General features: G+C 65.9%; 28 protein-coding genes. 14 read left to right on the forward strand and 14 right to left on the reverse strand.

Translation table 11 applies throughout. The features are described from left to right. Window positions 1-276: 276 nt before the first annotated feature. Entirely contained in the window at window positions 277-885 is a 609-nt protein-coding gene (locus tag ACVWY0_RS11665) for a TetR/AcrR family transcriptional regulator (protein ID WP_485836834.1), read from the reverse strand. 120 nt (window positions 886-1,005) lie between these two features. On the opposite strand from ACVWY0_RS11665, the gene ACVWY0_RS11670 reads away from it, so the two are divergent. The 5 genes from ACVWY0_RS11670 (at window position 1,006) to ACVWY0_RS11690 (ending at window position 4,806) form a co-directional block, all read left to right on the forward strand. Further along, window positions 1,006-1,563 carry an NAD(P)H-dependent oxidoreductase gene (locus tag ACVWY0_RS11670; protein WP_485836835.1) on the forward strand — a complete coding sequence of 186 codons (558 nt, stop codon included), beginning with the start codon at window positions 1,006-1,008 and terminating at the stop codon, window positions 1,561-1,563. Window positions 1,564-1,760: 197 nt separating this feature from the next. Further along, window positions 1,761-2,624 (forward strand): GerMN domain-containing protein, encoded by an 864-nt coding sequence (locus ACVWY0_RS11675; protein WP_485836836.1) that lies wholly within the window; start codon window positions 1,761-1,763, stop codon window positions 2,622-2,624. Between the two features lie 57 nt (window positions 2,625-2,681). Continuing rightward, complete coding sequence (locus ACVWY0_RS11680; protein ID WP_485836837.1) at window positions 2,682-3,986, forward strand: aminotransferase-like domain-containing protein; 1,305 nt, start codon at window positions 2,682-2,684, stop codon at window positions 3,984-3,986. A 52-nt stretch (window positions 3,987-4,038) separates the two neighbouring features. Continuing rightward, a complete protein-coding gene (locus ACVWY0_RS11685; protein ID WP_485836838.1) occupies window positions 4,039-4,467 on the forward strand; it encodes a universal stress protein in 429 nt (142 codons plus the stop codon). 63 nt (window positions 4,468-4,530) lie between these two features. Beyond that, entirely contained in the window at window positions 4,531-4,806 is a 276-nt protein-coding gene (locus ACVWY0_RS11690) for a hypothetical protein (protein ID WP_485836839.1), read from the forward strand. On the opposite strand, the gene ACVWY0_RS11695 is transcribed toward ACVWY0_RS11690, so the two are convergent. The 5 genes from ACVWY0_RS11695 to ACVWY0_RS11715 form a co-directional block, all read right to left on the reverse strand. Then, a complete protein-coding gene (locus ACVWY0_RS11695; protein ID WP_485836840.1) occupies window positions 4,803-5,411 on the reverse strand; it encodes a phosphatase PAP2 family protein in 609 nt (202 codons plus the stop codon). The genes ACVWY0_RS11690 and ACVWY0_RS11695 overlap by 4 nt on opposite strands. 27 nt (window positions 5,412-5,438) lie before the next feature. After that, a complete protein-coding gene (locus ACVWY0_RS11700) occupies window positions 5,439-6,893 on the reverse strand; it encodes a dihydrolipoamide acetyltransferase family protein (protein ID WP_485836841.1) in 1,455 nt (484 codons plus the stop codon). A gap of 58 nt (window positions 6,894-6,951) precedes the next feature. Continuing rightward, window positions 6,952-7,932 carry an alpha-ketoacid dehydrogenase subunit beta gene (locus ACVWY0_RS11705; protein WP_485836842.1) on the reverse strand — a complete coding sequence of 327 codons (981 nt, stop codon included), beginning with the start codon at window positions 7,930-7,932 and terminating at the stop codon, window positions 6,952-6,954. Further along, entirely contained in the window at window positions 7,932-9,212 is a 1,281-nt protein-coding gene (locus ACVWY0_RS11710; RefSeq protein ID WP_485836843.1) for a thiamine pyrophosphate-dependent dehydrogenase E1 component subunit alpha, read from the reverse strand. Before ACVWY0_RS11710 ends, ACVWY0_RS11705 begins: the two co-directional genes overlap by 1 nt. 149 nt (window positions 9,213-9,361) lie before the next feature. Next, window positions 9,362-10,480, reverse strand: a complete 1,119-nt coding sequence (locus tag ACVWY0_RS11715; RefSeq protein ID WP_485836844.1) for a histidinol-phosphate transaminase — start codon at window positions 10,478-10,480, stop codon at window positions 9,362-9,364. An 81-nt stretch (window positions 10,481-10,561) separates the two neighbouring features. Between ACVWY0_RS11715 and ACVWY0_RS11720 the strand changes: the two genes are divergently transcribed. Beyond that, window positions 10,562-10,990: a phage holin family protein gene (locus ACVWY0_RS11720; RefSeq protein WP_485836845.1), complete on the forward strand. Its 429-nt coding sequence runs from the start codon at window positions 10,562-10,564 to the stop codon at window positions 10,988-10,990. 44 nt (window positions 10,991-11,034) lie between these two features. Here ACVWY0_RS11720 and ACVWY0_RS11725 read toward each other — a convergent pair whose 3' ends face one another. Together ACVWY0_RS11725 and ACVWY0_RS11730 are read right to left on the reverse strand one after the other, a co-directional pair. After that, window positions 11,035-12,552 carry a hypothetical protein gene (locus ACVWY0_RS11725; RefSeq protein WP_485836846.1) on the reverse strand — a complete coding sequence of 506 codons (1,518 nt, stop codon included), beginning with the start codon at window positions 12,550-12,552 and terminating at the stop codon, window positions 11,035-11,037. Continuing rightward, on the reverse strand, window positions 12,552-12,854 hold the full coding sequence (locus tag ACVWY0_RS11730; RefSeq protein WP_058930722.1) for a hypothetical protein: 303 nt from the start codon (window positions 12,852-12,854) through the stop codon (window positions 12,552-12,554). The genes ACVWY0_RS11725 and ACVWY0_RS11730 overlap by 1 nt, the downstream gene beginning before the upstream one ends. A gap of 188 nt (window positions 12,855-13,042) precedes the next feature. On the opposite strand from ACVWY0_RS11730, the gene purB reads away from it, so the two are divergent. From purB to ACVWY0_RS11760, 6 genes are all read left to right on the forward strand, one after another. Continuing rightward, the gene (purB, locus tag ACVWY0_RS11735; RefSeq protein ID WP_485836847.1) at window positions 13,043-14,485 is read left to right on the forward strand and encodes an adenylosuccinate lyase; all 1,443 of its coding nucleotides are present in this window, start codon (window positions 13,043-13,045) and stop codon (window positions 14,483-14,485) included. 218 nt (window positions 14,486-14,703) lie between these two features. After that, the gene (locus ACVWY0_RS11740; RefSeq protein WP_485836848.1) at window positions 14,704-15,375 is read left to right on the forward strand and encodes a histidine phosphatase family protein; all 672 of its coding nucleotides are present in this window, start codon (window positions 14,704-14,706) and stop codon (window positions 15,373-15,375) included. Window positions 15,376-15,472: 97 nt separating this feature from the next. Continuing rightward, window positions 15,473-15,976 (forward strand): GNAT family N-acetyltransferase, encoded by a 504-nt coding sequence (locus ACVWY0_RS11745; RefSeq protein ID WP_485836849.1) that lies wholly within the window; start codon window positions 15,473-15,475, stop codon window positions 15,974-15,976. Between the two features lie 77 nt (window positions 15,977-16,053). Continuing rightward, a complete protein-coding gene (locus tag ACVWY0_RS11750; protein ID WP_082575848.1) occupies window positions 16,054-16,488 on the forward strand; it encodes an acyl-CoA thioesterase in 435 nt (144 codons plus the stop codon). A gap of 109 nt (window positions 16,489-16,597) precedes the next feature. Further along, window positions 16,598-17,224, forward strand: coding sequence for a thymidine kinase (locus ACVWY0_RS11755; protein WP_141138805.1), 627 nt, complete (start codon window positions 16,598-16,600; stop codon window positions 17,222-17,224). Between the two features lie 78 nt (window positions 17,225-17,302). Continuing rightward, complete coding sequence (locus ACVWY0_RS11760) at window positions 17,303-18,142, forward strand: ACT domain-containing protein (protein WP_485836850.1); 840 nt, start codon at window positions 17,303-17,305, stop codon at window positions 18,140-18,142. A 76-nt stretch (window positions 18,143-18,218) separates the two neighbouring features. On the opposite strand, the gene ACVWY0_RS11765 is transcribed toward ACVWY0_RS11760, so the two are convergent. The 4 genes from ACVWY0_RS11765 to ACVWY0_RS11780 are packed head-to-tail and all read right to left on the reverse strand — an operon-like array spanning window position 18,219 to window position 22,090. Further along, a complete protein-coding gene (locus ACVWY0_RS11765) occupies window positions 18,219-19,136 on the reverse strand; it encodes a diacylglycerol/lipid kinase family protein (RefSeq protein WP_485836851.1) in 918 nt (305 codons plus the stop codon). A 49-nt stretch (window positions 19,137-19,185) separates the two neighbouring features. Continuing rightward, window positions 19,186-20,559 (reverse strand): NAD(P)(+) transhydrogenase (Re/Si-specific) subunit beta, encoded by a 1,374-nt coding sequence (locus ACVWY0_RS11770; protein ID WP_485836852.1) that lies wholly within the window; start codon window positions 20,557-20,559, stop codon window positions 19,186-19,188. Continuing rightward, the gene (locus ACVWY0_RS11775; protein WP_485836853.1) at window positions 20,556-20,891 is read right to left on the reverse strand and encodes an NAD(P) transhydrogenase subunit alpha part 2; all 336 of its coding nucleotides are present in this window, start codon (window positions 20,889-20,891) and stop codon (window positions 20,556-20,558) included. The genes ACVWY0_RS11770 and ACVWY0_RS11775 overlap by 4 nt, the downstream gene beginning before the upstream one ends. Then, window positions 20,891-22,090, reverse strand: coding sequence for a Re/Si-specific NAD(P)(+) transhydrogenase subunit alpha (locus tag ACVWY0_RS11780; RefSeq protein WP_485836854.1), 1,200 nt, complete (start codon window positions 22,088-22,090; stop codon window positions 20,891-20,893). Before ACVWY0_RS11780 ends, ACVWY0_RS11775 begins: the two co-directional genes overlap by 1 nt. Before the next feature lie 268 nt (window positions 22,091-22,358). Here ACVWY0_RS11780 and ACVWY0_RS11785 point away from each other — a divergent pair, with 268 nt between their 5' ends. Both ACVWY0_RS11785 and ACVWY0_RS11790 read left to right on the forward strand, forming a co-directional pair. Next, window positions 22,359-22,601 carry a helix-turn-helix transcriptional regulator gene (locus tag ACVWY0_RS11785; RefSeq protein WP_485836855.1) on the forward strand — a complete coding sequence of 81 codons (243 nt, stop codon included), beginning with the start codon at window positions 22,359-22,361 and terminating at the stop codon, window positions 22,599-22,601. 4 nt (window positions 22,602-22,605) lie between these two features. Next, window positions 22,606-23,922, forward strand: coding sequence for a type II toxin-antitoxin system HipA family toxin (locus tag ACVWY0_RS11790; protein WP_485836856.1), 1,317 nt, complete (start codon window positions 22,606-22,608; stop codon window positions 23,920-23,922). 12 nt (window positions 23,923-23,934) lie between these two features. Here ACVWY0_RS11790 and ACVWY0_RS11795 read toward each other — a convergent pair whose 3' ends face one another. Continuing rightward, entirely contained in the window at window positions 23,935-24,747 is an 813-nt protein-coding gene (locus tag ACVWY0_RS11795) for an IclR family transcriptional regulator domain-containing protein (RefSeq protein WP_485836857.1), read from the reverse strand. 37 nt (window positions 24,748-24,784) lie between these two features. Further along, window positions 24,785-25,477: a 3-oxoacid CoA-transferase subunit B gene (locus ACVWY0_RS11800; protein WP_485836858.1), complete on the reverse strand. Its 693-nt coding sequence runs from the start codon at window positions 25,475-25,477 to the stop codon at window positions 24,785-24,787. Window position 25,478: the final 1 nt, after the last annotated feature.

Raw genomic sequence — 25,478 nt, forward strand, 5'->3', positions numbered from 1 at the left:
CCTTCACTACATCCACGTTCCAGATCCTTCCGATTTCCCGGCCAGCAACGGGTCTCGCCGCCACCGGGTCCCCACCAGCGTGTAGCCGGCCTCCCGCGACCAGCGCAGAGCAAGTCCGGGTGGACTATGTTGCGGGTCACATTCCAGAGGAAACTACCACAGAGTAGCGCCCGAAATGCGGGCGCCTGCGCGGAATCCGTGCGCTCCGTATCAGATTGTTATGAATAATTCAGTGGAATTGATTTGACTGGACGAGCCGCGGGATTTAGGCGTATCCTACGGCCCGCAGACCACCCGCGTGACAAGTTCCCGCCAGGAGTCAGTCAGCCGTTCGAGCGCCAGGCCCTGGACGCGGACGGCGTGGAGGAGCCGGTCCGGATCCAGTGTTGCAGTCAGGGACATGGCCATCAGCAGCGGATCCGCATCCATGCCCTCCTCCCGGAGGAGGAGCTCGATGTGGCGCTGCCACAGCTTGACCGCCGGGACCTCGTAGCGGCTGTGGGCCGAAGCCTCGGCTGCCCTCGCCAGGTCCCCATGCTCCATCACATACGCGATCCGCTCCGCACCGAAGGCGATCAACCGCTCCAGGCCCGAGGCGCCCGGCCCCAAGGGCGGCGGACCGAACATAAAGCGGGCCTGGAAGGCGGCCTCGGAATCGCTCAGCAGCGTCATCATCAGCCCGGCGCGGCTGCCGAATCGGCGGAAGACGGTGCCCTTGCCCACGCCGGCCCGCTCGGCCAGCCTGTCCATGGTCAGGGCGTCCGGGCCACACTCGGCAATCAGCTCCCGCGCCGCGCCCAACAGCCGCTCCCGGTTCCGGGCAGCATCACTGCGCTCAGCGGGCGGGCCGGAGAGCGAACCGGGCAGCAGCGGGATAAAGCTCACAGTCCATATCCTAGACCCGGGAATAATAATCGGACTACGGTCCGTTTAGTCCATGAAGGCACCAAGCCTCCACCCTTCCACCGGCCAGCGGTCCCGCCGCGGCCCACTAAAGGAGTCCGTATGTCGAAGAGCACCGTCCTTACCCTTGTTGGCAGCCTGCGCGCCGAATCCACCAACCAGAAGCTCGCCGAAGCCATCCAGCTGAACGCCCCCGACCTGGTTGACGTGGTCATCCACGAAAGCCTGGGCAACATCCCGTTCTACAACGAGGACATCGATGTCGAGGGCAAGGTTCCCGCCGCTGCCGCGGCCCTCCGCGCAGCAGCCAACGACGCCGACACCATTCTCCTTGTGACCCCGGAGCACAACGGCACCGTGCCGGCTTCGCTGAAGAACGCCATCGACTGGCTGTCCCGCCCCTTCGGTGCCGGCGCCCTCTCCGGCAAGCCCACCGCCGTCGTCGGTACCGCATTTGGCCAGTTCGGTGGCGTGTGGGCACAGGACGAAGCCCGCAAGGCAGCGGGCATTGCCGGCGCCCAGGTGCTCGAGGACGTCAAGCTCGCCGTCCCGGGCTCCATGGTCCGCTTTGCCGAGCTGCACCCGAAGGACGATGCCGAGGTAGTGGAGCAGATCAAGGGCGTCTTCGACGCACTCGCCACCGCCCAGCCGGCAGCGTAAGGCAGCCGCACGCAGCAGCGCCAAGCAACCAAATGCCCCGGGCGCCGCAAGGTGGCCGGGGCATTTGTTATCGCACCGTGAGCGGACTGGCGCGCACGCCCGTACGTGTAACCAAGTCTTGTTCCAACCGGTACCTCGCGGGCATTTTCAGGGCTGAGAGACCGCCGTAACGTTTAATGCACGGAAAGCATTCTGGGATGGAACGCGGTGCGGACATGGCAGGCAGGCGGAGCGCCGGAAAGCTGATGGCGACAGCGGCAGCACTTACGCTTCCGCTGTGGCTGGGAACCTGCGCCCCCACCCCCAACCCGTCTGCCGGGAGCAGTGTCGCGCCCGGCGCAACCACCATTGAACACACTGACCGCGCCCAGCCGCCCTTGGTTCCAATTCCCCAGCCGCAGGCACCCCCGCCGGTCACCGCTGTGCCCGCCGAAACCACCGGCCCGTCCGCCGCTTCTCCCCCCGAGCCCTCGGGCCGCGCCGCCGGCGGGACGCCCGGAACACCCGAGCAGAGCTCCGACACCATCCCCTCGTCCGGAACGGCTTCGCCCGGAGTCGGCGCGGCATTCGGTTCAACTGGTGCCGTCGGAGCAAGCCCCTCGCCGGCCCCCGAGCCCTCGGCGCCGCCCCCGGCCCAGCCGGCCCCTGGCCAGTCCGGCGGATCCCAGACGGTGACTGCCTACTACGTACTGCTCGACGACGGCGGGGCCGGAGGCGTGCGCTTTGGCTGCAACGACAGCCTGGCCGGCGTCCGCCGCACCGTGGCCGGCTCCGCGGAACCGTTGGCCAACGCCATGCGCGCCCTGCTGGACAGCGCCGCAGAACCTGCCCCCGGCCTGTACAACTCCCTGTCCGGCTCAACCCTGACGTTCCTGTCCGGCACCTTCGACGGCACGGCCGTGACGGTCTACCTGTCCGGCTCGGTCCGACCGGCGGGGGTGTGCGACATCCCCCGCATCGAGGCCCAGCTCACGCAGACTGCCGTTGCCTCGGTAGGCGCCATCCGCGCCGAGGTCTACGTCAACGGCGTGAGGCTCGTCGAAGCACTACGCCTCAACTAGCGCCATTTGATCAACAGGTGTTGCCTGATCGGCAACTGTCGGCTGTATCCTGAGGATGTGACCCACGAAACACTTGATGCCGGCGCAGTGCAGTTACCGGCCGAAGCCATTGATGCCATCGAGCGCGCGGCCACGTCCGCCCACCGCGCCGCCCATCCCCACGAGGCGCTGTTTTCGGAGCGCGCAGCCAACATTAAGCAGTCAGCAGTGCGGGACGTTTTTGACATCTCGATGCGCCCCGGGCTGGTCTCCCTTGCCGGGGGCAGTCCGTACCTGCAATCCCTTCCGCTTGAGCGGCTGGCCGCCACGGCTGCAAGCATTATCGCCGACGAAGGGCTCACGGCCCTGCAGTACGGCGGCGGTCAGGGCACGGAAGAACTGCGCACCCAGATCTGCGAGGTGATGGCGGCAGAAGGAATTCTGGACGCGCTCCCGCAGAATGTGGTGATCACCGCAGGCTCCCAGTCGGCCCAGGATGTGGCCACCAAGGTCTTCTGCAACCCGGGGGACGTGGTGCTGGTGGAAAACCCCACCTATGTGGGCGCCCTCAATACCTTTGAGGCCTACCAGGTGGAGGTGGCCACCGTGGAGATGGACGACGACGGCCTGGTGCCTGAGCTGTTGGAGGCCCGGATCGCCGCCCTCCAGACAGCCGGGAAGAACATTAAGTTCCTCTACACCATCCCCAACTTCAACAACCCCTCAGGGATCACGCTGGCACAGGAACGCCGCCAGCGGGTTGTTGATATATGCCGGAACGCGAATATTCTGGTTCTCGAAGATAACCCCTATGGGCTCCTCCGGTTCGACGGGGAGCCGCTGGCACCGCTCCGCGCGGCAAACCCGGCTGATGTCATCTACATGGGGTCCTTCTCCAAGATCTTTGCTCCTGGTCTGCGCATCGGCTGGGCTCTGGTCCCGGAGCACCTCCAGCGGCGCTACTATCTGGCGTCCGAATCTGTCACCCTGTGCCCTCCGACCCTGAACCAGATGCTGGTATCCGCCTACCTCCGGGACTATGACTGGAGGGGCCAGATCGAGACCTACCGCTGGCTTTACGCCGAACGGTGCACGGCCATGCTCGCAGCCCTGGACGAACACATGCCTGCGGGCACCAGCTGGACCAGCCCGGAGGGCGGCTTCTTCGTCTGGGTCACGCTTCCGGAAGGCGTGGATACCTATCCCCTGCTGCAGAAGGCGATCGACGCCGGCGTCGTCTTTATCCCGGGGGCTGCCTTCACCTCGTCAGATGCGCCGTCCAATAAGCTGCGGCTGGCGTTCAGCGCGGTGCCGCCCGACGCCATCAAGGAAGGTGTCCGGCGCTTGGCCCCGGTACTGCGCGAGGCCCTTACAGCGCTGTAACGTGGGCCGGACTGAGTGTGGTCAAGAATTCATACCGAACAAGGAGTACAGCATGAGCGGAATTATTGTCGTGGGGGTTGACGGCAGCGGAACTGCCAAGAAGGCAGCCGAAGCTGCGCGGGATCTCGCCGCCGCCGTGGGCGCCTCGCTGCACGTCGTCTCAGCCTTCGACAGCGACCGCACCGAGGTCTTCGGCTCGGGCAGCGACCAGTGGATCGTTTCCGACGCCGACGGTGCAGAGCATGTTGCCAAGACAGTGGCCGAGGCCCTGGCCGGTTCCATCAAGGTGACCTACTCAGCGGCCCGCGGCAAGCCTGCCGACGCGCTCATCAAGGAAGCCGAGCGCCTGGGCGCCACGATGATCGTGGTGGGTAACCGGCGGATGCGCGGCATTGGCCGGGTGCTGGGCAGCGTCGCCAACAGCGTGGCCCACAACGCCCCATGCGACGTCTACATCGCCAACACTTACGACGCCGACTAACTGACAACGGGACACCATGCACCAGCCGCACCGCGGCGGTGCATGGTGTCCGTTCTCACCCCCTTGATTACTCTTCAGCGCCGCCAACTTGTAGGCCACGACATCCTCCTGGCCCGCCATGGCAACCACATCTGCTCCATGCGGGTGGACCGCGGCAACGGTCGCGTCATTGCGCTGCTGGATGACGGCTCCGTGGACAGCGCACCCAACCTCATCGCGCCGGGACTGCGCCTGCCGGAGACTCTGGAGAGCGTCCTGCGCGGCGACTGGAAATTCTTCGCGGCCCTCTCAGGCATTGCCCTGATCCTCGGCGGCCTGACGTTAGGCTTCCACTTCTAGAGGAGCCAGCCGCGCAGAAGCCACCACAGGCCTGCCATCACTAGCCCGCCGAACAGCGATCCGGCCACCACCTGCGCCAGGGTGTGCGCGCGGAGCACCACCCGGGACCAGCCGACGGCGGGAACCAGCAGGAGTAACGGCAGCCAGGCCGGACCGAGCATCAGGACGGAAATAACTGCCGCCGACGACACCGCCGCCGCGTGGCCGCTGATCTTCCAGAAGGGGCTCACGGCGGCCAGCACAATGATGCCGCCGACGATGGCCAGGACCATGACCATCACGCTTCGCGGCGCACCGGCGGCTTGCAGCACCACCAGGCCGGCGGCCACGGACGCCAGTGCCATGAGCAGTACGGGTGCCCGCTGTTTGCGGTTGCTTACGTGGTGGTCCGTAACCTTGCCCAGCCTTACGAGCCCCAGGAGCACAACTAGCGGCAGTTCGCACACAAACAGCGCAGCCAAGGCTCCATAGCCGATGGTGCCTGGGAATCCGGCCTCGACCACAGGGCTGACGAGGAGCTGAAGCGTCACCACCACCGGTGGTTGGAATACCTCTGTCAGCCATCTGGCTGCCCGGTTCCTGGACTGAATGGCGGTTTGGTTCACGGTGTTGATGTTCTTAGTCCCGGCGTCCTAGTCCAGCAGGAGCGCTGGCTCCTCAAGGATCGCGGCGACGTCGGCCATAAAGCGGGCGGACAGGTCCCCGTCCACCACCCGGTGGTCAAAGGAGCCGCCGAGGGTGGTGATCCAGCGCGGGATGACTTCTCCGTCCAGGACCCAGGGCTTCTGCTTGATGGTTCCGAAGGCAACAATGGCCACTTCACCCGGGTTGATGATCGGCGTTCCGGTATCAATGCCAAGCGCACCGATGTTGGTGATGGTGAGCGTTCCGCCCTGCATTTCGGCGGGCTGGGTCTTGCCCGCCCGGGCTGTGGTGGCCAGGTTGTTCAGGGCCAGCGCCAGCTCCTTGAGCGAGAGATCCTGCGCGTCCTTGATGTTCGGAACCATTAGTCCCCGCGGGGTGGCTGCGGCGATGCCGAGGTTCATGTAGTGCTTGACCTGGATCTCCGCGGCATCGGTCCCGTCCACGTTGTCCACCCAGGTGGCGTTGACGCTAGGGTTCCGGGCGGCAGCCCAGATGACGGCCTTGGCCAGGATCAGCAACGGGGAAACCTTGATTCCCTCAAAGTCGCGCGAAGCCTTCAGCCGCTTGACGAACTCCATGGTGCGGCTGGCATCAACATCAACAAAGATGCTCACGTGCGGGGCCGCGAACGCCGATTCAACCATGGCCTTGGCCGTCGCCTTGCGGACGCCCTTGACTGGAATTCGTTCAATCCGCTGGTCCTGCGGCTTGCCTGCCTTGCCCCAGAAGCCTTCGGCCTGGTCCAGCTCTGCATCGCGCTGGGACTGATAGCTGACCAGGTCTTCGCGCGTGACTTCGCCGCGGGAGCCGGTGGCCACCACATCGGCGAGATCGATCCCCAGATCCCGGGCGATCTTGCGGACGGGAGGCTTGGCCAGAACGCGGTTCACGAGGCCTGTGATCGTTCCGCCGAGAGTGGGCCGGTTATCAACGGCTTCGGTCTCGACAGGCTCGACCACCGGGTTTTCGGTGATTGAGCTTGTCGAAATCGCGGGGACCGGGGCTGACCCGGCCTGGGCGGCAGGTGCCGCCTTCCGGGGACGGCGCTTGACGGCGTCGGCCTTGGGGCCCGATCCCACCAGCGGACCGCCGGCCAGGGCACTGCCTGAAGTGCCGCCGTCGTCCGCGGGAAGCTTGCCGTAGAGGGGCTGGACGGGAGTAGCAGGGGCCGGGACATCGGCCGGCGTCGGGTCACCGGAGACGGCGTCAGAGACGCTGATGATGGCGGTTCCGACGTCGATGGTCACGCCCTCGGGAACCAGCAGCTCGGTGACGGTGCCGGCGAAGGGGGACGGCAGCTCAACGAGCGACTTGGCGGTCTCGATCTCGCACAGGACGTCGTTGATGGCAACGGTGTCCCCCGGCTTGACCTTCCAGGCGACGATTTCCGCCTCGGTGAGGCCTTCGCCCACGTCGGGCAGGTTGAACTTGTTCAGAGTCATGATGTCCTCTTTCGCGGCAAGCGTGAGCGGGAAGCGTGAGCGGGGAAGGTGCCTGCGCCTAGTAGGCCAGGGCGCGGTCCAGCGCCTCGAGGATGCGGTCGATGTCGGGGAGGTAGTCTTCCTCGACCTTGGCCACCGGGTACGGCATGTGGAAGCCGCCCACACGGATCACGGGAGCCTCCAGGGAGAGAAAGGCCCGTTCGCTGATCCGGGCTGCGATCTCGCCGCCGATGCCGCCGAAGGTCGGCGCCTCATGCGCCACAACGAGCCGGCCTGTCTTCTTGGCGGACGCCGTGACGGTGTCGAAGTCGATCGGCGAAATGGAGCGCAGGTCGATGACCTCGATGCTGTGGCCGTCCTCGGCAGCGGCGTCGGCAGCGGCAAGGGCCACCGGCACGAGCGGGCCGTAGGCCACCACGGTGGCGTCCGTGCCTTCGCGGAGCACGTGGGCTTTGAACGGGTCGGCGGACGCGCCGGGGTTCTCCGTGTCAACCTCGCCCTTGAGCCAGTAGCGGCGCTTCGGTTCGAAGACGATCACCGGGTCCTGGCACTCCACTGCCTGCCGGATCATCCAGTAGGCGTCGTGGGCGTTGGACGGTGTGATGATGCGCAGGCCTGCGGTGTGGGCGAACAGCGCCTCCGGTGATTCCGAATGGTGCTCAATGGAGCCGATACCGCCGCCGTAAGGGATCCGCACAACGACGGGAACGGTGAGGTTGCCGTTGCTGCGGGCGTGCATCTTGGCCAGCTGGGTGGTGATCTGGTTGAAACCGGGGAACACAAACCCGTCGAACTGGATCTCGCAGACGGGCAGGTAGCCGCGCAGGGCCAGGCCGATGGCGGTGCCGATGATGCCGGACTCGGCGAGCGGCGTGTCCACCACGCGGTCCGCGCCGAACTCCGCGAGGAGGCCGTCGGTGACGCGGTAGACGCCGCCCAGGGCCCCGATGTCCTCGCCCATGAGCAGGGTCCGCGGGTTGTTGTCCAGAGTTGCGCGCAGGCCCTCGTTAATGGCCTTGGCTATGGTCATGGTGGTCATCAGCGGGCCACTCCTGTCGCTGCGTCATCCGGGTCCGGGCTGCCAGGTTCAGCGCTGTTGTGCTCCGCCGTTTCGGCGAACCCTGCACTGTATTCCTCAAACCAGGCCAATTCCTCAGCCACCAGGGGGTGGGCCTCGACATAGGTGTTGGCGAAGGCCGTCCGGATGTCCGGGGTCTCGAGGTCGTAGGTGGTCTTACGGACGTAGGCGGCGAGTTCGTCGCCGTCGGCCTTGACCTGGTCAAAGAACGCGTCATCGGCCAGCCCCTGGGCCCGCAGGTACTTTTCCAGGCGGTCAAGCGGATCCTTGGCCCGCCACAGGGCTTCCTCGGCCGATTCCCGGTACTTCGTGGGGTCATCAGCCGTGGTGTGCGCACCGACGCGGTAGGTGAACGCCTCGATCAGCACCGGCCCCTTGCCCTCGCGGGCATGTTCGAGCGCCCACTCGGTCACGGCGTGGACGGCGATCGCATCATTGCCGTCCACCCGGATTCCCGGGAAACCGTAACCCTTGGCGCGGTTGGACAGCGGAATGCGGGTCTGCACCGAGCTGGGAACGGAGATGGCCCAGTGGTTGTTCTGGCAGAAGAACACCACCGGCGCGTTGTAGGAGGCGGCGAACACCATGGATTCGTGGACATCGCCCTCGGAACTGGCCCCGTCACCGAAGTAGACCATCACCGCGGCCTTGGGCTCGGCCGGCCGGTCCTGCGCCCCATCAGCGGCGACTGCGGCGGCCGCCTTCTGGTCCCGCTGGATCCCCATTGCGTAGCCGACGGCATGCGGCGTCTGCGCGGCGAGGACAAGGGTGTAGAGATGGAAGTTGGTGTCCTTCGGGTTCCAGCCGCCGTTCGAAACCCCGCGGAACTGGCGTAGGAGCTCCGCGAGGTCCACATTGCGGGTCAGCGCCACGCCGTGCTCGCGGTAGGTGGGGAAGATGTAGTCCTGCGGCTGGCTGGCCCGCCCGGAGCCGATCTGCGCGGCCTCCTGGCCGGTCAGCGGGACCCACAGGGCCAGCTGGCCTTGGCGCTGGAGTGCGGTTGCCTCCACATCAAAGCGGCGGATCTTGGCCATGTCAGCGTAGAAGCCACGCAGCTTTTCACCGTCCAGCCGATCCGCATACGCGGAGAAGACCGGATCCGTCCCCAGGGTCCCGTCAGGCGCCAGCAGCTGCACCATAGGCTCGGCCGGACTGCCCAGTTGGGCCTCGGCCTCAGCCTCTTGTTGGTCGTCTGCCGCTGTCTCATCGAACTCGGTGGAGGGCAGATGTGTGGCGCCCATACCGTCTCCTTGCTTGCCGCATGCGGATGCATTGCAATGTCGCTGGGATATATGCCGCTAGAGGAATGCATTCCCGTGTTGGCATATATATTGGCTTACTGGTCCTTACTTTATCTTCAGTAGGTGCCGCTCCTGATGCATGTTAAGCGCTAGGAACGTCGTGGCGCCTTTGTATAGTTTGCACAGAGATCGAGGAACCGGCTGTTGGCCTCCGCCTCGCCGATGCTGACCCGCACGCCTTCGCCGCCGAAGGCTCGCACCGAAAGCGCCTGCGTGCCCGCCAGTTCGGCAAATTCCGAGCTGTTTTCGCCCAGGTTCAACCAGACGAAGTTGCCCTGCGCCTCGGGTACGAACCAGCCGAGTTCACGCAGTCCGGAGGTTACGCGGGTTCGTTCGTCCACGATGCTTTGTACCCTTTCTACAACCAGGGGGTAATTCTGCAGCGACACAATGGCTGCATTTTCAGCGATCTGTGACACGGCGAAGGGCGTGGCCGCCACGCGCAGGTACTGGGTCAGTTCGGGGTTCGAGACGCTGTAGCCCACGCGCAGGCCCGCCAGTCCGTGTGCCTTGGAGAACGTCCGGAGCACCACAACGTTCGGGTATTTGCGGTACATCGCGATGCCGTCCACAGCATCGCTGGCGCGGACGAACTCCTGGTAGGCCTCATCAATCACCACCACGACGTCGGACGGGACCGCCTGGATGAACCGCTCCGTTTCGGCCCTGGTCAGGATGGGACCGGTGGGGTTGTTCGGGGTGCAGAGCAGGATGACTTTGGTGCGGACCGTTACGGCTGCAGCCATGGCATCCAGGTCGTGGCCTCCCTCGGCCGTCAGCGGAATGCGGACGCTCTCCGCACCCACAAGGCCCACGCTGATGGGATACGCCTCGAAGGACCGCCACGCATAGATCACCTCGTCCGCTTTGCCGTCGTCGTTCTGGCCGGCGAACGTGGACAGCAACTGGTTGAGGGCGCCGAGGCTTCCGGCGCCGGTGACCACGTCCTCGGCCGGCACTGCCAGGAACTCGGCGAGCGCCGCCCGAAGCTTGCTGCTGAGGGGATCGGGGTAGCGGTTGAAGTCCGTCTGGTTGGAAATTGCCTCCAGCACTGCCGGAAGAGGGGGCAGGGGGTTCTCGTTGGAGGACAGTTTGTAGCTGGCCAGCCCATCCACGGCGACGGGAGGCTTTCCTGCGGCGTACCGGGGTAGCCGGCTAACCACGGGGCGCGGCCGGATTTCGCCAGGCAGGATCTCTGATGAAGTCATGCAAACTAGCCTACTTCGCCTGACCGGCACGGGCCCGGTGGGCGCCCAGGGGGGCTCAGGGCAGTGTGACAGCATGGGCCTATGCGCTCTTTTATTGTTCGAGTCCTTATCAACGGGCTGGCCCTCTGGATTGCCAGCTGGATACTGCCGGGCCTGGATATCTCAACTTCCGCCGCTACCGAGGCCGTGGCCACCACGGGTGTCACGCAGGGCACGGAGACCATCGGCGTCGTTCTCGCGTACCTGTTTATCGGGCTGATCTTCGGCGTGGTGAACGCGTTTGTCCGCCCCCTGGTCAGCTTCCTGTCCTTGCCCATCACCATCCTCACGCTGGGACTGTTCACCATCGTCATCAACGCCGCCATGCTGTATCTGACGTCCTGGCTCAGCAGTTACACGCCGGTGAACTTCACCATCGATTCGTTCCTCTGGACGGCCGTCCTCGCGGCCATCATCATCACGCTCATTTCGCTGGTTGCCGGGCGGCTGACAGGCGCCGGCAGGCGCTGACCGGCGAGCCAGATCTGCTCGGCCGGATTGCCTAGCAGCATCATTTAGCGCTGTGTCGGCTGCGGCGACGGCACCGGACTATCACGTCGCACCGGCTGGGGTGAGGACGGTTGCGCTGAGGGTTGCGGCGGCTGAGGTGGCGCCTGCGCCATGGGCGTTGGCACCGCCCCAGGGGCCATCGCGGTCTCGGGAGGCTTCGAACGGGACAGCGCGAAGCGGGTGGCCGTTGCCGTGCCGCCTGCCCCCACGACGCCGCCAAGAACCGCGGTTGACGCCATCAGAGAGGGATCGTCGCTTGCTGCGACGAGCCTCGCGGCTCCCTGGTAGTTGTTGAGATTGTGGCCCGGCCCAATACCGAATTCGCCACCTTCGGGCGTGGTTACTGGGCTATTGAGGGTCACCGTAACCCGGTTTCGGGCGTCCGGGTTCGGTGTACCGTCAGTGCCGGGCACCCAATCCTGCCTGTGCTCCAGGTGAAGAGCAGTGACGTCGGCGTCCGGAACAATGCCACCCACGGGAGACCCCGCGGTGAGGACATATTTCATGTCGTACTCGTTAAGGAATAGGTCGTCGGCCGCCAGGTTCATGGCGTGGATTCCGCCTTGGCTGTAACCCACGGCCACTACGGGTGCCCCCTTTTCTGCGCCGGCATCCTGCAAGGCACGCAACACCGCTGCGTTGACCTCCGCGGAGTTGTGGCCCAGCCCTTCAACGATGCCGGCTTCGTCGAAGGGATTCACGCCGCCCATTTCACCTCCGGCTTGCGTTCCGGGAATGACCACCACGTAAGCCTTCTGTCCCCTGTTATCCACTTCGACGACTTCGATGTAGCCTTCACCGCGTTCATCGATGATCCGTGCCCGTTCCAACAACGCAGCCGGAGAACCGTCAAATTCAATGGGCAGCGACTCCTTCTTTTCCAACGTGACCGAACGCGGCTGAAGGATTCGGCTTGAACGCCCGGGCACACCGGCGAGCAAAGGTACCGCCGCCGCAATATGCCTGCCCGCCGCCAGGTCTGCCGCGAGCGCTACCCAAAAGCGCTCCGGGGAGACTGCCAGCAAGGCAGCCATGGCAATAGGTCCCACGGCGAGTTCCGTGACTTCCCTGTTGGGAACCGGACCCAAGCCGAGGTCTACCGCCTGCCTGCCAAGGGTTTCGGGGCTCGTCAGTCCGCCGCCAATTCCGCGCGAGAATCCCGCCCACGCTTCCGCCGTTTCGTAGTCCCTTTTGCAGTCCCGCACCTGACTGCTGATTCCCTGCAGTTCCGTCCTGACGGCCTGGACGCTCCACTGCGCCTCTCCGACGCCAATCAGGGCCGCCGTTCCGGTGGGACGCGCTTCATCTTGGTACGGGCACAGGTCTTCCCAGATGCGGCGGACCTCCACTTCCACGGCAGCCAGCTCCCCCGCAGCAGCGTCGAGCTTCTCCGCGCCGCCTACGAGCTCCTCCAACTGAAAACTGATGCCACCAACGCCGCCCCTGATTTCCATGCCCCCGTCCACGGCAGGCCCTGTCAGCTGGATAGGGCCGCCGCTGCCGGACGGCGTCACCTCGGCCATCAGTACCGCCCCGCCGGGTTGCCGGCGGACGTTCCCACCGCCTGCGCGTGGCGTTTCACCGAAGCCAGCGCGTCCTCGAGCCGTACCCTCGCCCTCCCTAGAGCCACCTCCTGCAGAGCCACCGAGTTCCTGTACGCCCTCCCGGCAGGTGACTGCCAGTCCAAAAGCTGGATCTCGCGAAAGCCGCCGAGGACCTTTTCCACCCTCCCCAAGCAAAGGTCAACCCGGGCCGCCAACTGCTGAACCTCATAACCTCGGGACATGCATGCCGCCATGTCGGCTGCCGTCACGTCACTGCCCATGCCCGTTCCCTCTCCCGGATACCCGCCCGAACTTCTCGTCCGCCAAGGCCAACTCCTGAACCCCGACGCTACGGAAAGCCGCCCGCACGACGGAAGCACCGCCGTCGGCTATGTGGACAAGTCACGCCATTGTTCACATGCGACGGACCGCTTAAGCGGCAGTGAGGAGTTCATGAAAGAATCAGCACATGCCTGAAACTGCCGCCACAGCTGATACCCGCACGCCCTCCGGACGCCTGGCCCTCGCCGCGTCACCGGACCAGATCGCCCTGGGTCCGCTGGACGGCCGTTACCAGTCCGCCGTTGCGCCCCTCGTTGACTACCTGTCCGAGGCAGCCCTGAACCGTGACCGCGTGGCCGTGGAAGTCGAGTGGCTCATCCACCTGACCAGCAACAATGTCCTTCCCGGCGCAGGCCAGCTCACCGCGGAACAGCAGGAAGAGCTCCGCGCGATCGTCACCGAATTCAACTCCGCCTCGGTGTCCGAGCTCGCCGAAATCGAAGCCGTCACCGTCCATGACGTGAAGGCTGTGGAGTACTACATCGGCCGCCGGCTGCCCGCCATCGGCATCGAGAACCTGACCGCCATGGTCCACTTCGGCTGCACGTCCGAGGACATCAACAACCTCTCCTACGCCCTGGGCATCAAGGGTGCTGTGGAGGACGTGTGGCTGCCCGCCGCACGCGCCCTCGTTGCCCAGATCAGCAAGATGGCCGAGGTCAACCGCGCAGTCCCCATGCTGTCCCGCACGCACGGCCAGCCGGCCACGCCCACCACCCTGGGCAAGGAACTGGCAGTCATTGCGCACCGCCTGACCCGCCAGCTGGACCGGATCGCGAAGACCGAATACCTGGGCAAGATCAACGGCGCCACCGGCACGTACGCAGCCCACGTGGCCTCTGTCCCCGGCGCTGACTGGCAGCAGGTGGCCAAGTCCTTCGTCGAGGGCCTGGGCCTGACCTGGAACCCGCTGACCACCCAGATCGAAAGCCACGACTGGCAGGCCGAGCTCTACGCCGACGTCGCGCGGTTCAACCGGATCCTGCACAACGTCTGCACGGACATGTGGAGCTACATCTCCATCGGCTACTTCGCCCAGATCCCCGTGGCCGGCGCCACCGGATCCTCCACCATGCCGCACAAGGTCAACCCCATCCGGTTCGAGAACGCCGAAGCGAACCTGGAAATTTCCTCAGGCCTCCTGGACGTGCTGGGCTCCACGCTGGTGACCTCCCGCTGGCAGCGCGACCTCACCGACTCCTCCAGCCAGCGCAACATCGGTGTGGCGTTCGGCCACTCCCTCCTGGCGATCTCCAACGTGGCCAAGGGCCTTGACCGCCTCGATGTTGCCGAAGACGTGCTCGCCGGGGACCTGGACACCAACTGGGAAGTCCTGGGCGAGGCCATCCAGATGGTCATGCGCGCCGAGGCGATTGCCGGCGTCGAAGGCATGGAAAACCCGTACGAGCGGCTCAAGGACCTCACCCGCGGCCAGCGTGTGGATGCCGCCCGCATGCAGGAATTCGTGCAGAGCCTGGGCCTCTCCCCCGAGGCCGAGGCGCGGCTGCTCGCCCTCACGCCGGGCAAGTACACCGGCATCGCGGACCAGCTGGTGGACCACCTCAAGTAAACAAGTCCGCACGGGCACAAGAAGTACGACGGCGGCGCCGGGCTCCTGAGGGGGCCCGGCGCTTGTTTGTTCCCGCCCAGTTGCTCGATCAGGATCGGGCGTTTCCGGGCGACACGCGGTGTCCTGCCGCTTTCGGGCGGAACGAACTGGGCAGGAACGCACGACGTCGGACCGGCAGACAGACGCCGGATCTCGCCGCCGGATGCGAAACTGGAGTCATGAAGCTGCTCCTCATCCGCCACGGACAGACCCCCGGCAACGTACTCGGCCAGCTGGACACCGCCCACCCGGGGCCGGGGCTGACCGAGCTGGGAGAACGCCAGGCAGAGGCCATGGCACGGTCCCTGGCCAACGAGCAGATAGGCGCAGTGTACGCATCAACACTTCTGCGGACCCAGATCACGGCCGCCCCGCTGTCCCGGCTCCACGGGCTTGGGGTTGAAGTCCTGGATGGGCTACACGAGATCGAAGCAGGGGCACTGGAGAAACTGACCGACCACGAGTCGCACATGCGCTACATGGGGACAGTGTTCGCGTGGGCAGCCGGTGACCTGGACCGCCGGATGCCTGCCGGTCCGGACGGCCACGAGTTTTTCGAACGGTACGATGCCGCCATCAACCGGATTGCCGAGCGCGCGGCCAGCAACGGGAGCTCCGACGTCGCCGCCGTGGTGAGTCATGGCGCCGCCATCCGCACCTGGACAGGGCTCCGCGCGGCTGGCGCCGACCACGACTTCGCAGCCCGCCACGTCCTGTCCAACACGGGCATCGTGGCCCTCGAAGGGGACCCGGATGCAGGTTGGAAGCTGATCCACTGGGACGGGAGCCCGGTGGGCGGCCTCGCTCTCGCGGATCCGACCGCCGAAGACCCCACCGGCACCCAGGGATAGCAGGCAAATTCTCCATCCCCTTACGCACAGGAAACACGGCGTTAACGGTGGGGTCGTAGGCTTGATCTGCATCACCCTTCGGCGAAACGAGGCAGTCATGCAGACCAATCCGCGGCTCAACATCCGGTCCGTCACCTGGTCCAACCCCGTGGGCGCCGATCTGCGCAGGGCCCAGCAGGCGGAACTGGACGCCCGCTTCGGTACCCCTGACCACGAACCGGGGACCCCGCCGTCGGGCGCTGACTGCGCCGTGTTCCTCGTGGCGTACGACAAAGGCTCAGGCCAGCCCGTAGGCTGCGGCGGACTCAGGCTCCTGGACAGCGCCACGGCCGAAATCAAGCGGCTCTACGTGCTCCCGTATACGCGCGGATCGGGCGTGGCCAGCTCCATCCTGGCGGCCCTCGAAGCCGAGGCGCACAAGCAGGGCATCACACGCATCAAGGCCGAAGCAGGCTCGGCGCAGCCGGACGGCCGGAACTTCTACGAGAACTCCGGCTTCGATTCCGTCTCCAACTTTGGCGCTTACGTGGGAGTGGAGCACTCGTACTGCTACGCCAAGTCGATTGACTCGCACAGCGCCGCCCACACGGCCATGGCCTGAGCCAAATCCGGGCGGGCGGCCCGTTACACTACAACCGCTACGACGTAACGTGCGCCGCGGCACGCTAACCTCGCCATATGGAATCCACTGACATCACCTTCCGCACGCGCAAATGGATCCGGCCGGAGGACCTGAACGCCAACGGAACCCTTTTCGGCGGAAGCCTGCTCAAATGGATCGATGAGGAAGCGGCGATCTACGCCATCCTCCAGCTTGGCAACGGCCGCGCGGTCACGAAGTACATCTCGGAGATCAACTTCGTGAGCTCCGCAGTGCAGGGAGACCTTGTGGAAATGGGCCTGACGGCAACGCGCTTCGGCCGGACGTCACTGACTATGCGCGCCGAAGTCCGCAACATGATCACGCGCCAAAGCATCCTCACCATCGAAGAGATCGTCTTTGTGAACCTCAGCCCGGCCGGCAAGCCCGAGCCCCACGGCTACACCGAAATCACCTATGAGCGGGACCGGATTCCCACGCATCACCTGACGGAAACCCTCATTCAGGACTGACGACGGCGGGACGCGCCCTACGCCGCCCGGCCGGGGCCATGGGCCACCGCCATGGGTCACTGTAGAGAACGGCATAGGATCGATAGCCGGACCCATTGAAAGGACCCTCTTGGCCAAGCTCTACTTCCGCTACGGCGCCATGAACTCAGGAAAGTCCACCGGACTCCTGCAGGCCGCCTTCAACTACGAGGAGCGGGGCCAGCGCGTCCTTCTCGCCAAGCCCGATGTGGACACCAAAGGCGACACCGACATTGTGTCCCGGCTGGGCATGACCCGGTCCGTGGACTTCCTGATCTCCGCTACCACGCCCGTCCGTGAGCTCTTCGCCGCCCATGCGGCCGGGGACGACCCCGATGCTTTGCTGGAGCACGTGGACCAGAAACCGGTGGCCTGCCTGCTGGTGGACGAGGCCCAGTTCCTCACCCCGGACCAGGTGGATGACCTGTTCCGCATCGCCGTCCTGGACAACGTGCCGGTTCTCGCCTACGGCATCAGGACAGACTTCCTGACCCGCGCCTTCCCGGGATCGCGCCGGCTTATGGAGGTCGCCCACACGCTGGAAGAGCTCAAGACCATTTGCCGGTGTGGGCGCAAGGCCATCTTCAACACCCGTCGCGTTGGCAACGAGGTAGTGTTCGACGGCGACCAGGTGGCCATCGACGGCCAGGACGTCTGGTACGAGTCCCTCTGCGGCTCCTGCTATCTCGAGGAGTCCGGCGGCCGCTTGGGCTCGTGAGTTTGCCCCCGCAGCCTGTTCCCACAATCGGAACGGCAGGGCAACGCCGCCGAAACACCCCGCTGTGATCCTTGAGGCATGAAGCCCACTGCAAGGAACCCTGCCGCGGCTGATTTGAGCTGTGAAGTCTGCGGCCTGATGCCGGAACCCACCAAGACCCGCCTGACCTTGGCCAACGTGGCCGTTATGCTCCCGATCGAACTGCTGGTCCACGCCCTCGTGGTGGAAACGCACCTGCCCTATCTTGCCAAGGTGCTGGTCCTCACCCTCACCGCAACCGTGCTGGTGATCTGGGTGGCGGAGCCCTCCGCCGCCCGGATGCTCCGCGGCTGGCTGCACGCGCCGGCGCTCCGGCACCACAGGAAGCTGGGCAGCGCACCGGCGTTATGGCGGGCGCGAACGGTGCTCCAGGACCAACCAGGTTCGCTGCAGAAAATCACCCGGGCGCTGGCCCGCCTGGACACCAACATCCTCAGCATCCACGTCCACCCCGTGGCCGGCGGTGTGCTGGACGAGTTCGTGCTCTCGGCGCCGGGGAACCTCAGTGAACGGCACCTGCTGGAGGCACTGCACGACGGCGGCGGCTCAAGTCCGCGGGTCTGGCCCACCACCGCCCTGGCCATGGCGGACGGCCAGACGAAGGCGCTGAGCCTGGCGGCACGAATCGCCGACGCCCCGGACGAGCTGCCGCTGGCAGTCGCCGAGCTGCTGCGCGCCCGCATCCTCACCCCCGCAGAGGCCACCCTGGAAGCGGACGACGCCGGCACGCGCCTGAAGATCCCCACCGCCTGGCACGGACCCATCACCTTCGCCCGTCCCGGCGAACCGTTCACACCCGCCGAGTCAGCCCGCGCGCACCGGCTCGCCGAGCTCGCCGAAATCCTCTCCCACCGGCCGGCGCCCTCACCCTGCATGTAGGTTCCCCGCATGTAGGTAGCGCTATCTGTCGTTATGGGGCCTCAAAACGACAGTTAGCGCTACCTAGTTGGGCCGGTTACATCCGGATGGTCAACGCGCCGGGCTCAATGGTCATCAGAACGTGCTTGCCGTCGCCTTCGTGGTCGCCGTCGAGCTGGTAGTCATCGTTGTGCTCGAGGGTGACCTCTACGGATTTGCCCTGGTAGTACTCCACGGATGTGTCCTTGCCGCGGCCCTTGCCGATCATGCCGGCCACTACGGAGAACCACCCGAGTTTCCCCCTCGGTGCCAGCACGGCCACATCCAGCAGGCCGTCATCCATCTTGGCTTCCGGGAAGATCTCCAGTCCGCCCTGGACCTTGCCGCAGTTCCCCACCATCACGCTGCGGACTCCGCGGTGCACTACCGTTTTGCCGTCGAGGACGATGGTGGCCTTCACCGGCTTGCCCGGCAGGTTCCGGATCCCGGCGTCCACGTAGGCCAGCCAGCCCACCTTGTCCTTGAGGTCCTCATTGGTGTCGGCCATGATGGTGGCGTCGTAGCCCACTCCGGCCATGACCAGGAAGACCTGCTCTCTGTCCGGTTCATTGCGGACGGCCCGGACCACGTCGATCTTCCGCTCCGTGCCCGCCAAGGCCCCGGCCATGGCCCCGTCAAAGTCCGTGACGTCCATGCCCAGGTTTCGGGCCAGGAGGTTTCCCGTGCCGAACGGAAGCAACCCCATGGGCACGTCCCCGCCCGAAAGGACCTCGGCCACACACCGCACGGTACCGTCGCCGCCGGCAGCAATAACGACGTCGGCCCCTTGCTTGAGTGCCTCCCTCGCCTGGCCGACGCCGGGGTCCTCCTTGGTGGTCTCCAGCCAGATGGGATCTCCCCAGCCGTTCTCCGAGCAATGCTTGGCTGCCAGGGCACGCACGTCGATGTCCACCGGCTTGGCAGGATTGATGATGATGGCCGGGCGCTTGAGGGAAGTGGGGCTGTTGGCTGTCATGGTTTCCTTCGCTGACATGGGAATTGGGCCTTGGGGACAGCGTACTTCGCTACAGCGCCTTCACCGCGCCGAGCACCTTGGCCAGGGAATCCTTGGCGTCGCCAAAGAGCAGGGAGGTCTGCGGCTCGTACAGGAGCTCGTTCTCGATGCCCGCGAATCCTGGCCGCATGGAGCGCTTCAGGAAGATCACCTGCCGGGCGTCGGCCACTTCCAGGATGGGCATGCCGTAGATCGGCGAGCCGGAGCACGTCTTCGCCGCGGGGTTCACGACGTCGTTGGCGCCCACCACCAAAGCGACGTCGGCCATGCGGAACTCGGAGTTGATTTCGCCCATCTCCTTGAGCGATTCGTACGGCACGTTCGCCTCAGCCAGGAGCACGTTCATGTGCCCGGGCATGCGGCCGGCCACGGGATGAATGGCGAAGTCCACCTCGATGCCGCGGGCTTCGAGGGCCAGGGCCAGCTCGGCCGCGGTGTGCTGGCCCTGCGCCACCGCCAGGCCGTAGCCGGGGACAATGATCACCCGCTGCGCGTAGCCCAGGAGCACGGCGACGTCCTCCGCGCTGGAGGACCTGACTGGACGTTCGCTCACGGCGGTGGATCCCGCCGTCGAACCTCCCTTGAAGGCGCCGAACAGGATGCCAGCCACGCTGCGGCCCATCGCGGCCGCCATGGCCCGGGTGAGGATGGTACCGGAGGCGCCCACCAGCGTGCCGGCCACCACCAGCAGCACGTTGCCCAACACCACGCCGGACGCGGCGACGGCCAGTCCGGTGAATGCGTTCAGGAGCGAGATGACGATGGGCACGTCCGCGCCGCCCACCGGCAGCACCAGCAGCGCACCGGCGGCCAAGCCCAGCACCATCAGCAGCACCGCGAGCGCCAGGGAACCTGTCAGGACGACGGCGACGGCGGTGCCCACCGCGGCGAGCAGCACCGCTGCCATAACCACGGGAAGGCCCGGAAAAACGATGGGCCGGGTGGTCATGAGCTCCTGGAGTTTGGCGAAGGTGACCCCGGAGCCCGCGAAGGACACGGCCCCCACCAGCAGGGTGAACACGATGGCGACGCGGACCCAGGGGTCGGCCGTGTGGCTGAGTTCCAGCAGCGCCACCAGGGCTGCGGCGCCGCCGCCCACGCCGTTGAACAGGGCCACGAGCTGCGGCATCTGGGTCATCTGCACCCGCCGGGCCACCGGCGCGGCCACGGCGGACCCCACTGCGATGGCACCGATGATCCAGGGGATGTTGTCCAGCCGGGCGGAAAGGAAGACCGTGACGACGGCGAGCAGCGCACCGAAGGCACCGATCAGGTTGCCGCGCCGGGCCGTCCGGGGCGAGCTGAGGCCGCGGAGCGCCAGAATGAAGAACACCGCCGCAGCGAGGTAAAGGAGTGAGGTCCAGACAGGATCGAGGAGGGTCACTTTGCGTCCTCCCTGCCGGTGGCTTCCTTAGCCGGGGCTTCCTGGCGGGCGACGTCCTTGCGGGCACGGAACATGTGCAGCATCCGGTCCGTCACCACAAAGCCGCCCACCAGGTTGGCGGTGGCCAGCACCACGGCCAGCAGCGCCACGGCCAGGATCCCCGGGTCCGCGGCCTGGCCGGCCACGATGATGGCGCCTACCAGGATGATGCCGTGAATGGCGTTGGCGCCGGACATCAGCGGAGTGTGCAGGGTGCTGGAGACCTTGGAAACCACCTCGAAGCCCACAAACACCGCCAGCACGGTGACCGTCAGCAGACTCATGCCGTCCATCAGATTCCCCCCTCGTTCTGGATGGGGACCCGGGGCGCGTGGTCGGGCAGGGCGGGGATGAGCGCCGCTAGCGCCTCGGCCGTGGGCAGGTGCCGCACCGCGCCGTCGTGCGTGAGGCACGTCCCTGCGATTACGTCGTCGTCGAAATCGGGGGCCAGGGTGCCGTCCCGGACCATCAGGGCGAGCAGGTTGGCAACGTTCTTGGCATACAGCCGGGACGCGTCCTGCGCCATCTCGGACGGCGCGTCCTTCAGCCCCACCAGGGTGACGTGGCCCTGCCCGTCAGCGGTGGGCACCAGGATGTCCTCGCCGGGGACGGCACCCTCCACATTGCCGCCGGACTCAGCGGCGAGGTCGACGACGACGGAACCGGGGCGCATGCCCTGCACCATTTGGCGGCTCACGAGGAGCGGTGCGCGCCTGCCCGGGACGGCCGCCGTCGTAATCAGGACATCCGCCACGGCGACGTGCGGGGCGAGAAGTTCACGCTGGAGGGCGCCGCGGTCGGCGCTGAGTTCGCGGGCGTAGCCGCCCGAAGCCTCCGCCGTTTCCAGATCCAGTTTGATGAACGTGCCACCCATCGACGCGACCTCGTCAGCGGAGGCGGGCCGGATGTCGTTGGCGGAGACGCGGGCGCCGAGCCGTTTAGCGGTGCCGATGGCCTGCAGGCCGGCAACCCCGGCGCCGAGCACCAGCACCCGGGCCGGCGGGACGGTGCCGGCGGCGGTCATGTACAGCGGAAAGAAGCGCGGCAGCCGGATGGCCGCCTCCAGCACGCAGCGGTAGCCGGCCACCAGGGCCTGGGAGCTGAGCGCATCCATGGACTGGGCGCGCGAGATGCGGGGCACCAGTTCCAGGGCGAAGGCGGTGACGCCGGCATCCACGAGCGCCTGCACGGTGGCGAGCTCGGACGACGGCGAGGCAAGGCCAACAGTGACGGCGCCCCTCTTCAGGGCTGCCGCCGTCGGGGGTTCCAGCGGGCGGACGTGGACCAGGACGTTCAGTTCGCCGGGATCCAGGTCCTGGACGACGCGGGCGCCGGCGTCGGCGTAATCGTGGTCTGAGTGGCCGGCGGCGGCACCTGCTCCTGCCTCGATCAGGACGTCCAGCCCCAGCCCCGCCAGCTGCTTGACCGTTTCCGGCGTGGCGGCCACACGCCGCTCACCCTCATGACGTTCCCGCGGTATGCCCAGTTTCAAACCGCCAACTCCCTTTCGGACGAGTGCGGCAGTACCTCTGGCGTCGACTCCCGGCCGTGGTCCGGCTGTCTCAGGCCCGGGCTTCGAGTAGCGGCACTGCTGCACGTAGTTGGCTAGAGTCTATGGCGCTTTGATGGCACGAAGCTGGAAACGCCAGCGAGTGTTTCAATATCCAAACATCCGACGATGTTGGTATATTCAAACACTGCACAATGTTGTAATATTCATACACTGGACAGTGTTGCCATAATCAATCATGAGGAGTGGCATGCCCGCCTTCGAAGCCCGCAGCCCCAAGGAATTTGGCGCCGCAGTAAAGCACGCGCGCACTGGACGCGGATTGACGCAGGAACAGCTCGCGGAAGAACTCGGCATCCCCCGCCTGTATCTTGCGAGCCTTGAGTCCGGCACCCCGACCCTGTGGGCCACACGCATGTTCCGGACTCTTCGTCGCCTTGGAATCAGGGTGACCATCAGTTACGAGGTTCCTGCAGGATCCACTGGTGCCTGATCACTTGGACGTCTATCTCTACGATGATCACATTGGCACGGTAACGCCCACGCGGCGGGACCGGCGGCAGGTGACATTCACGGTGGACCCTTCATTCGCCGGAGCGCCGGGGCTTCTTAGTGAGGGTTTCTCACTGGTCCCGGGGACAACGCTCGACACCCGGCAGGTCTCCAATTTTCTCGGCGGGTACGCCCCGGAAGGAAACCACCGCATCCAGCTTGCACGTAAAGCCCGCATTGATGAGAGTGACCTGTTCGCATTCCTCGAGAAATACGGTCTCACCATGGCCGGGGCCCTCTCCTTCCGAACCGATTCGCCCGGCGACCATGCCTCTGGCGCTTACCGGCCGCTCACTACGCGAGAAGTAATCCGTAAGCTCGAAACAGCCCAGCGGGACTTTGACCTGGGAAATGAGCCAGCCAGCGGCCGCTCGATGCTCCCGGGATTCCAGCCAAAAGTCCTCTTGGCGAAATTCGCTGATGAGTGGGCCTACCCGGAAAATCGGGCGCATTCGACTCACATTCTCAAGCCGCCGCCACCACACCGCCCTGCCACAATCTTCGATGAGTACTACTCCCACGAACTGTCACGGCACATGGGTCTGACCAGCTTCCAGAGTGAGCTGGTCACCTACAACCAAGTCACGTTTCTTGCCATCCAGCGATACGACCGCATCGTCCAGGGGGAAAGCATCCGTCCCATCCATCAGGAGGACGCTGCACAGGCCCTCGGACTCGACTGGGCTGACTCGGCCGTCAAGTTTCAGAATCCCGAGCAGCCCCACTCGCCGCTAAGGCCCACGGCCCGGAGGATCGCGGAACTCTTTGGATCCTTTGGCGACGGGACAGATCTGGAGATTTGGTTGCAGCACCTGGTCTACAACGTGATCATCGGCAATCATGACGCGCACGCGAAAAACGCGTCCATAGTTCATGAACCGACGGGGGATTCACGGATCGCCGACCTCTACGACGCCGTCCCAATTCTGCACATCAACGATGATCCGTCGCGGATCGGATCAAGGAAGATTGGCGACGAGCTGTCGTTGGCGATCGGCGGTGAGTTCAATCACCACCGGATAACCCTTGATCATTTCTACGCCGAAGCCGCCGGCTGGGGTGGAATAGGAAAACGACGCACCGAGTCGGTCATTCACGACACGATTGCCCGCTTGGCTATTGCCCTGAACGAAACGCCGGTCATTTCCGGCGGCAGCCCCGCTCTCCGGGACAGAATCGGCTATAACCTCGACCGGATTGAATCCGGAAAGTCGATCGGAAAGCCAAAACGGCCGATCGCCGCCTGGTCGAAACGGACCTAACCTTTGCGGAGGCTACCGCCGCGCGGTCAAGTCCGCCGAAACGAGCTTCGCGGTAGCCACGATTTCGCGGGCCACGGCGGCGAGGTACGCATCCGGGTCCGGCTGGGCCGCGACCGACTGGGCCTGGAGGGACACGTTCACCGCGGCCACCACCTTGGTTGGCCCGTCGTACACGGGAGCGGCAACGGACATCAGCCCGATCTCAAGCTCCTGGTCCAGCAGGCACCAGCCCTGGGCGCGAACGGTGTCCAGCACCGCCAGCAGCTCGGGGACAGTGCCCAGCGCGCGCGGCGTCAAGGGTTTGATGTCCGCCGCCGCCAGGTATTCCTTGAGCCCGGCGGGCGGCAGGGCCGCGAGCAGCACCCTGCCCATGGACGTGGCGTAGGCCGGGAAGCGCGTGCCCACGGTGATTCCCACGTTCATGATGCGGCGGGTGGTCACCCGGGCGATGTAGGCGATATCCGTGCCGTCCAGCACCGCCGCGGACGTGGATTCGCCCAGCTTGAGGGACAGTTCCTCCAGATGTGGCTGGGCCAGCTGCGGCAGGGACAGCCCGCTGAGGTAGGCGTAGCCGAGCTGCAGGACCTTGGCCGTGAGCGCAAACGTCTTACCGTCGGTCCGTACGTAGTCCAGCTCAACGAGGGTGTGCAGGAAGCGCCGGGCTGTGGCTCTGGTCAGGTCCGTCCGTGCCGCCACCTCGGTGAGGGTCATGACCGGGTGGTCGGTATCAAAGGCGCGGATCACGGCCAGCCCGCGCGCCAGCGACTGCACGTACTGGTCGCTCGCCTGCGGGGCGGTCCGTGAGTCTGCTGGCGCGTTGGTCATGGTTACCAATCCTATTCGGCGGTGGGTTTCGGCAGGCTCAACCAACGCCGGCGGCGGCTGCCTTGAGCGGGACGGGCACCAGGTCCTGGAGCTCCTCGAAGGTGTAGCCGAACGTTTCGCGGACAGTGACGCCGTCGGGTCCGGTCAGGAAGACGGCCTTGTCCGTGTACACGCGGGTCACGCAGCCAACTCCGGTGAGCGGGTATGTGCAGGCTTCCACGATCTTCGAGGCGCCCTCGCGGGTCAGGAGCGTCATCATCACAAACACGTCCTTGGCGCCGGTGGCCAGGTCCATCGCGCCACCAACGGCCGGGATGGCGTCAGGGGCGCCGGTGTGCCAGTTGGCGAGGTCGCCGGTGGCTGAGACCTGGAAAGCACCGAGCACGCAGATATCCAGGTGCCCGCCGCGCATGATCGCGAACGAGTCCGCGTGGTGGAAGTAGGAGGCCCCTGGGAGCTCTGTGACGGGGATCTTGCCGGCGTTGATGAGGTCGCCGTCGATCTCGTCGCCCTCAGCGGCAGGGCCCATGCCCAGCATGCCGTTCTCCGTGTGGAGCGTGATGTTCTGCTCCGGCTTGAGGTAGTTGGAGACCAGGGTGGGCTGGCCGATGCCGAGGTTCACGAACGAGCCGGGCGCGATGTCGCGGGCCACGAGTTCGGCGAGCTGATCGCGGCCCAGGGGCTTGTCGGACGTCTGGATGCTGGCCTGGCTGTTGGTCTGTGCGCTCATG

Source organism: Arthrobacter sp. UYNi723, from assembly GCF_054057635.1.